The sequence below is a fragment of the Pseudomonas sp. 44 R 15 genome (assembly GCF_900004965.1).
Lineage (GTDB): Bacteria > Pseudomonadota > Gammaproteobacteria > Pseudomonadales > Pseudomonadaceae > Aquipseudomonas > Aquipseudomonas orientalis_A.
The window spans coordinates 106702-113896 of sequence record NZ_CVTU01000085.1 but is presented as its reverse complement, the minus strand read 5'-3'; the positions used below and the strand labels follow the sequence as shown (position 1 = coordinate 113896).

The following is a 7195-nucleotide window of genomic DNA, read 5'->3' as shown; positions in this document are numbered from 1 at the left end:
TGAACTGGTCAAGTAATCCCGGACACCGATTACGGTGTTTATGCCGCTTTTTGCTCCATGGCTATTGGCGACAGGTAGTTGTTGTAGCTGTGGAGCCTGATTCGGTTGTATCGCATGAAGAAGCTGGTCATATCCCGCCTGGCTTCTTCAACTGTGGTGTAGCCCTTATTGGGCACCCACTCTGATTTAAGCGTCCCGAAGAAACGCTCTGTTGGCGCGTTGTCCCAGCATTGCCCTCTGCGGCTCATGCTTTGCGTTATTCCATGCTCCAGCAGCTCGGACTGAAAGAGCTGGCTGGTGTATTGGCTGCCTTGATCCGAATGAAACATCAAGCCTGCATGTTTGCCTCGAACCTCCACCGCCATTCTCAGCGCCTTGCTAACCAGGTTGGCGTCGTTGATCAGGGAAAACGCCCAGCCAACGATTCGGCGGGCGAACAGATCAATGACCGCTGCCAAGTGATACCAACGTTTACCAACCATCAGGCTGGTAACGTCGCCGCACCAGGCCTGATTGATTGCGGTTGGCTCGAAGTTACGCTCGAGCAGATTCTTGGCCACAAATGCTTCGACGCCTCTAGAGCGATACTGATGGCGGCGGCGCTGTCTGCTGGCCAGATTTGCCTCCGCCATGAGTTTTCCGGCCAGATGCCGTCCCACCTTGATCTGCTGGGCTTTCAAGTGCTGAGAGATCATCCGCGCGCCTGCACTTCCCCGGCTTTCGTCATGCAATTGCGCAACTTTTGCTCTGAGCGCGTCACGCTTGGTATTCGGCACTGAGCGACGCTTAAGCCAGTCATAAAACGCGCTGCGGGAAACGCCCAGCGCACTGCAAAGCAGGCAGATCGGATACGAACTCGACTCTCTCAGCTCCTCGATCAGGAAAAACGATCGGGATCCGACATCAAGAGAGCCGTAGCCTTTTTTAAGATTTCAGCCTCGGTCTCCAGGCGCTTGACCTTGGCTCGCAGCTGTTGAAGCTCTCGCTGTTCATCGCTGATTGCCTTAGTACCTGCCACTGGCTGCCCTTTCTGACGCTCTTTGCGAACCTGCTCAATCCAACGGCGCAGAGCCGTGGGGCCAACCTCCATCGACGCACAGACGTCAGGAACTGAGCAGTTATCATCAAGTACCATGCTTACAGCACGTTGCTTGAACTCGCGGGTGTAGGTCTTTCGCTCTTGCATGAAACCTCCTGATTGGGCGAATCATATCGCCCTTAAGAGGTGTCCGGGAGCATTAGGCCAGTTCAGCTTGCCCCCGATTGCGGTGTCACAGTCAACAGATGTATTGACTGACACACTGCCATCGGGGTTCAAGCCCCCTCCCACATTTTGATCTCCATTACTCCGCCGATTGGGGAGCTTGTCGCCGTGCGGTCAGAGTTCCCAGCGATGCTGACCATTACGAGGCGGATCAGGACGGCATTATCCAATGTGGGAGGGGGCTTGCCCCCGATTGCGGTGTCACAGTCAACAGATGTATTGACTGACACGCTGCCATCGGGGGCAAGCCCCCTCCCACATTTTGATCCCCATTACTCCGCCGATTGTGGAGCTTGTCGCCGTGCGGTCAGAAGTCCCAGCGGGTGCTGACCATCACGTTACGCGGCTCGCCGTAGGCGGCGGAGTTATAGAAACCCACGTTGGTGTAGTAGGACTTGTCGAAGATGTTGTTGAAGTTGACCGTCGCCGACAGGTTCTTGGTGACCTGGTAGCGGGTCATCAAGTCCACCAGCCAGTAGGATTCCTGGGTGATGTCCTGATTGGTTTCCAGTGGCCCGTTCCAGATCTCGTTCCAGCCCTTGGTCTGCCAGCGCACGCCGCCGCCGATGGTGAACTTGTCCAGGTCACCCTTGAGCTTGTAGGTGGTGTTCAGGTTGACCTGATGCTCGGGCTCGAACGTGGAGATCTTCTTGTCATCGTCATCGCGCGCGATCTTGTGGGTGTAGCCACCTTGCACTTGCCAGCCCGGGCTCAACTCACCGGAAATTTCCGCTTCGTAGCCTTTGGTTACGGCCTTGGAACCTTTGAATGCATAGTTCTGCGGGGTTGGCGTCTGGTTGTTGTACGCATCGTCGGAGATCGCACGGTTGGTCTCATGCACTTCGAAGTAAGCGATGCTGGTGTTCAGGCGGCCCTCGAAGAACTCGCCCTTGAGGCCGATCTCGTAGTTTTGCCCTTCGTCCGGTTCCAGCAGTTTTTCGTTGCGGTCCTTATAGGTACTTTCCTGAGGCTGGAAAATATCGGTGTAGCTGGCGTACGCCGAGAAGTTGTCGTTGAGGTCGTAGATCACCCCGGCATAAGGAATGAACCGCCCGGTTTCCTTGTAGGAAGGGTTGTTGCCGGTGACGTGATAGTTGGCCACGCGCCCGCCGAGGATCACGTTCAGGTCATCCATCACGTTCAAGCGTGTGGTCACGTAGTAACCCGTCTGGCGGATGGTGTCATCGATGTGCTGCTGGGCCGGGCCGTAGATAGGCTTGGCGAGGTGGCCGTTCCAGTTATAGAAATCGACTTTGTTGCCGCCCGGCCATTCCGGCGACCAGTAACCCTTGCCCTGCCAGCGCGAGGTGCCGATCGAGCCGCCCACTACCAGTTCATGTTCGCGCCCGAACAGGCTGAAAGGCCCGGTGGCGTAGAGGTCGGCGGAGGTGCTTTTGGTTTCGCCGGTGTACTTCTGCCCGTTGATTTCGGCAGTGCCATCGGCTGCCGGCTGGACGAACTGAATCGAACCGAGGTCGGCGTGGTAGCCGTTGATCTTGTGGTCGAGCTGGAACTTGGTCACCCAGCCGCTGCCCATGTCATGTTCGAGCATGGCGAACGCGGTTCGGGTGTTCTGCTCCCAGGAGCTCCAGGTGGTGCCGTTGTTGTAGGAGCGCGGCATCTTGTTGATGCTGCCGTTGGAATTGACCAGCGGGAAGGAGCCGGACCAGCTCGAACCCTGCGGAACGTTGTCCTGGTAGTCGAAGCCCACGGTCAGCAGGGTGTCGGGAGACAGGTCGAATTCGGTAATGCCGTAGTAGGTTTCGGTCCTGCGCGAGTAGTGGTCCATGAACGACTTCTTGTCCTGGTACGCGGCGACCGCACGCCCACGGACATTGCCGCTGTCGGTCAGGGGCCCGCTGACATCAACTTCACTGCGGTAGTTGTCCCAGGAACCGGCGCCCAGTTGCACATGCCCCTTGAAGTCCGCTGTCGGCTTCTTGCGGATCAGGTTGATCGTCGCCCCCAGGGAGCCGGCGCCATTGAGCAGGCCGGTAGCGCCCTTGAGCACTTCGACGCGGTCATAGATCGCCATGTCGCTCAAGGTATTGCCCGCCGAGTAACCGACGTTGCGCACGGTGGAAGGAATGCCGTCGTACTGGAAGCTGTTGACCGAGAAACCCCGGGAATAATAGTTGGTACGGTCGCTGTCATAGGCCGACACCGTGATGCCGGGGGTGTGGCGCATCACGTCATCCATGCTGTTGAGGCCGAAGTCCTCGATGTGCTGGCGCGTGACCACCGTGATCGACTGCGGGGTTTGCCGGGGTGTCAGGGTCAGGCGCGTGGCGGTGGCAATGGTGCCCGGGGTGTAGGAGTTCGAGCCTTCGGTGATGTTGCCCAGGTAGTTGGCGGTGACCTCGGTCGGGCTCAGTTCCAGCCCGCCCGCTGCGCTGGCGGCGGCCACGGTCAAGGTATTGCCGTTGAGGCTGTAAGTGGTCTGGCTGCCTGCCAGCAACGCATCGATGGCCTGCTGCGGCTGCATCTTGCCCTTGATCGCCCGGCTGTTCTTACCCTGCACGTCGCCAGGGCTGTACAGCACTTGCACGTTGGTCTGGCGGCCAAATTCCTGCAGCGCGCTCCCCAGCGGCTGTGCAGGAATGTTCAACTCGATCTCCTGGGCCTGAACATAGCCCGCCATCGGCAGCGCCACCGCCAGTGCCAGGGCACTCGGAAGAAGGTTCATGTTCAGGGCCCTGCGCATGGATAACGCTTTGCTCAGGGGGCTGAGACCGAGTCGTGCTGGCATGGATGCTTTCTCTTCTAGGTTTTAAGTGGGCAGTTATCGTATCTATTGAGGTTAATTCTCATTAGCACTAGTGAGACGTTCCTACCTGGAAAAACCGGAAAATAAAATTCACGCCGGTTCCATTTCGTGCACCACCTGGCCGGCGCGCAGGCGTACCAGTTGGTCGGCGATGTCGAAATAACGGTCGTCGTGGCTGATCACGATGATGGTCTTGCCCAGGCGCTTGAGGTCCGGCAGCAGCTCGGTGTAGAAGATCCGGCGGAAGGCCGGGTCCTGGTCGGCGGCCCATTCGTCGAACACCAGCACCGGGCGTTCTTCCAGCCAGGCGTTGACCAAGGCCAGGCGCTTGCGCTGGCCGGTGGAGAGGTCGGTGGTGCTGAACACGCCGTCCTTGACGCTGACCTTGTGCGCGATTTCCAGGCGTTCCAGGTATTGGGTGGCGCTGTCCAGGGACTGGGCGGCGCTGCCCTGGACCAGGTCGTCGAACAGGTAGTAGTCGGAAAACACCGTGGTGAACAACTGGCGATAGTCATCGCGCTCAGGGTCGGTGACCGCTTCGCCATTCAGGCGAATCTCGCCGGCCTGGGGCGGGTACAGACCCAGCAGCAGTTTGATCAGGGTGGTCTTGCCGCTGCCGTTTTCGCCGACGATAAACACGATATCGCCTTGCTGGATACTCAGGTTGATCGGCCCCAGGTGGAACGGCTCGCTGCCCTCGACCGCCGGCGGGCTGTAACTCACGTTGCGCAGTTCGAGGCTGTTGACCACCGGTGTCGGCGCTTCGCTGTCATCCATCAGCAGGTGCGGTTCCGGGGACGAAAAACGCTCCGACAGTTCACTGATGCGGCCAAACGCGATCTTGGCCTTGCCGACCACGGGCATGTAACCCAGCAGGTGTTCCAACGGGCCTTTCATGTACAGCAGCACCAGCACGAAGCCGGTGATCACCGTCGGGTCCGGGTTGGGGTTGTACGCCTGCATCGCCAGGGCCAGGCCGATGACCACGAAGAACAGCATCGAGCCAAACGTCTTGGCCAGGATGTAGATATTGACCGAGCGCACCTGGATGTCGCTGATGCGGTCGGCGGTTTCCTGGATGCGGTGGGTGTTCATGCGAAACCGCCGTGGTCGGTGCATGCGCAGTTCCTTGGCGCCGGACGCAATGGCGTTGTAGTAACGCTGCAACTCGTCTTCATGGCTGCGCGCCAGGTCGAAGCCCTGGATGCCTTTGCCGCCGGCAATGAACTGCACGGTGCTGCCGATAATGATCGCCACCACCATCATCAGGAACATCGGCACCGACAGGTAGGCCAGGTAGCCCAGGCACCCGAGGGTGACTGTGGCCGCGATGGCCAGCGGCGTGAACGCGAAGGAAAAGTCGCTGATGGTGTCGACGTCGTGGGTCAGCACCGGGATCAGGCGGTGGGAGCGATAGCGTTCGATCTGGCCGATGGGCGCCGATAACACCTTCTCGCCCAGGTCCTTGCGCAGGGCGGCGATGATCCGTTGCCCGACGTAGTTGGTGCCGATGTCGGAAATGATCGAACTGAGCAGCGCCACCACGCACAGTGCCGCAAAGGTCAGGACCACGCCCTGGGTCATGCCGGCCGCCGAGTGCAGCGCGTTATTGATGGTCGCCAGCAGCAACGTAATGGCCAGGCCGCCCACCATGCCGAGGGCGACGGAGACCGTCACAATGATGCGAAAGGGCCGGAGCAGGGCGAGCATGCCTTTGAAGGCGCCGCGTTTGGGGTCGGTCATAAATACATCCCGGAGAGTGAAAAGAGGGGCTGGGCACACAGACCCTTACCCATGACAAACGAAGTGTCGGCGCGACTATTTAGCTCGGTGTGCCGGGCGGTGGCGGCGCTGGATAAATTGCGCGAGGGCTGGTTCGTTCTTGTTGGGTAGGCGCACGGGTATTCACGCCGTACGTATTCCTTCTGCGAGAGCGAAACAATGACGAAAAAGAACCTGGTGTATGTCTGGTCCCTGAGAAATGCCGCCGCCGACAAGGCCGGGCAGCCGGTGGCCTACAAGGACCACGAGCGCTACATGAAGTCGGTGCTGGAGTTTCTGGTGGGCTCGCTCAACGACACCGCGCTGGGCGATGCCTACAACCTGGTCGGGGTGGTGTACGACGACGATGAGCAGAATCCACGGGATCAGGCGTTGGTCGCCGATTATGGTTTCGCTTACAAGCCTGGCGGCCAGTGGTTGTACCCGGCCGACCTGAGCGTACAGGGCAAGTTGGTCAACGACCTGTTGCTGAGCGTACCGTCGACCTATCGTCGCCTGCCTCGGGGCAGCGCTGAGCATATCGCCGGCAAACAGGATTTCGAACGGCGCCTGCATGACGTGCTGGTCGAGTTGAAAGCCGACATCGTGGTGCTCGATGGCTTGCTGGTGATCCTCGATGAACTGGTTCGCCCAGGCGCGCCGTTTGCCCGGCGCATCATGAACATCCATCCGGGTATCACCCGCATCGAATCGCCTTACGAACGCCGTGGCGCCTATGCCACCTGGAACGCGTTGTATGGCGCGCGTGGGCAGACCGTGGTGGACTGGACGACCAGGGCTACCACCCCCTCGGCGCCGCTGTACCTCACCGGCGCGTCATTTCACTATGTGGATAACGGCATTGATTCCGGCGAAGTGTTCCACGACGTATTGAAGACCGAGATTTCGCCCGAAGACACCATCCTCGAACTGCGCTGGAACAACTTCAACAACAGCCTGTTCCCGGCGCTGCATGAAGGCCTGGAACTGTTGGCTAAGCAAGGCTGAATACAATCCTCCTGACGCATGGCGTTCAAATGTGGGAGGGGGCTTGCCCCCGATGGCGGAGGGTCAGTTGCAGAAGCATTCACTGACAGTCCCTCATCGGGGGCAAGCCCCCTCCCACATTGGATTGGTGTTTGGCTTGGAGACCGGGCACTACCCGGAAACCAAGCGTCTGCAGATAGATGTTGGTGCGGTTGCCGGAGCAGAAGGGCCGAATACATTCCTCCCGACGCATGAAGTTCAAATGTGGGAGGGGGCTTGCCCCCGATGGCGGTGGTTCAGTCAAAAATGCGCCTACTGACACTCCCTCATCGGGGCATAGGTATCTACTCAACTCAGCAGCGCCCAACCGTAACCACGATGCGAAGCGAGCCGCTCTTGATCTTGATCTGCTTTTG

5 protein-coding genes are annotated in these 7195 nt (G+C 59.3%); 1 reads left to right on the top strand and 4 read right to left on the bottom strand.

Translation table 11 applies throughout. The features are described from left to right. Nucleotides 1-38 precede the first annotated feature (38 nt). The 4 genes from BFP93_RS11045 to BFP93_RS11030 all read right to left on the bottom strand — a co-directional run bounded on the left by BFP93_RS11045 (nt 39) and on the right by BFP93_RS11030 (nt 5774). A complete protein-coding gene (locus tag BFP93_RS11045) occupies nt 39-869 on the bottom strand; it encodes an IS3 family transposase (protein ID WP_256095152.1) in 831 nt (276 codons plus the stop codon). 8 nt (nt 870-877) lie between these two features. Beyond that, a complete protein-coding gene (locus BFP93_RS29215) occupies nt 878-1186 on the bottom strand; it encodes a transposase (protein ID WP_065883309.1) in 309 nt (102 codons plus the stop codon). Nucleotides 1187-1571: 385 nt separating this feature from the next. After that, nucleotides 1572-4013 carry a TonB-dependent siderophore receptor gene (locus BFP93_RS11035; protein ID WP_083203285.1) on the bottom strand — a complete coding sequence of 814 codons (2442 nt, stop codon included), beginning with the start codon at nt 4011-4013 and terminating at the stop codon, nt 1572-1574. A 108-nt stretch (nt 4014-4121) separates the two neighbouring features. After that, a complete protein-coding gene (locus tag BFP93_RS11030; RefSeq protein WP_065893102.1) occupies nt 4122-5774 on the bottom strand; it encodes a cyclic peptide export ABC transporter in 1653 nt (550 codons plus the stop codon). A gap of 198 nt (nt 5775-5972) precedes the next feature. Between BFP93_RS11030 and BFP93_RS11025 the strand changes: the two genes are divergently transcribed. After that, complete coding sequence (locus tag BFP93_RS11025) at nt 5973-6800, top strand: N(5)-hydroxyornithine transformylase PvdF (RefSeq protein ID WP_065893101.1); 828 nt, start codon at nt 5973-5975, stop codon at nt 6798-6800. The last annotated feature ends 395 nt before the right edge of the window (nt 6801-7195 follow it).

Bases quoted from the DNA above. Each gene is read 5' to 3' on its own strand.
- BFP93_RS11030 (WP_065893102.1), bottom strand. From the start codon at position 5,774: ATGACCGACCCCAAACGCGGCGCCTTCAAAGGCATGCTCGCCCTGCTC.
- BFP93_RS11025 (WP_065893101.1), top strand. From the start codon at position 5,973: ATGACGAAAAAGAACCTGGTGTATGTCTGGTCCCTGAGAAATGCCGCC.
- BFP93_RS11035 (WP_083203285.1), bottom strand. From the start codon at position 4,013: ATGCCAGCACGACTCGGTCTCAGCCCCCTGAGCAAAGCGTTATCCATG.
- BFP93_RS29215 (WP_065883309.1), bottom strand. From the start codon at position 1,186: ATGCAAGAGCGAAAGACCTACACCCGCGAGTTCAAGCAACGTGCTGTA.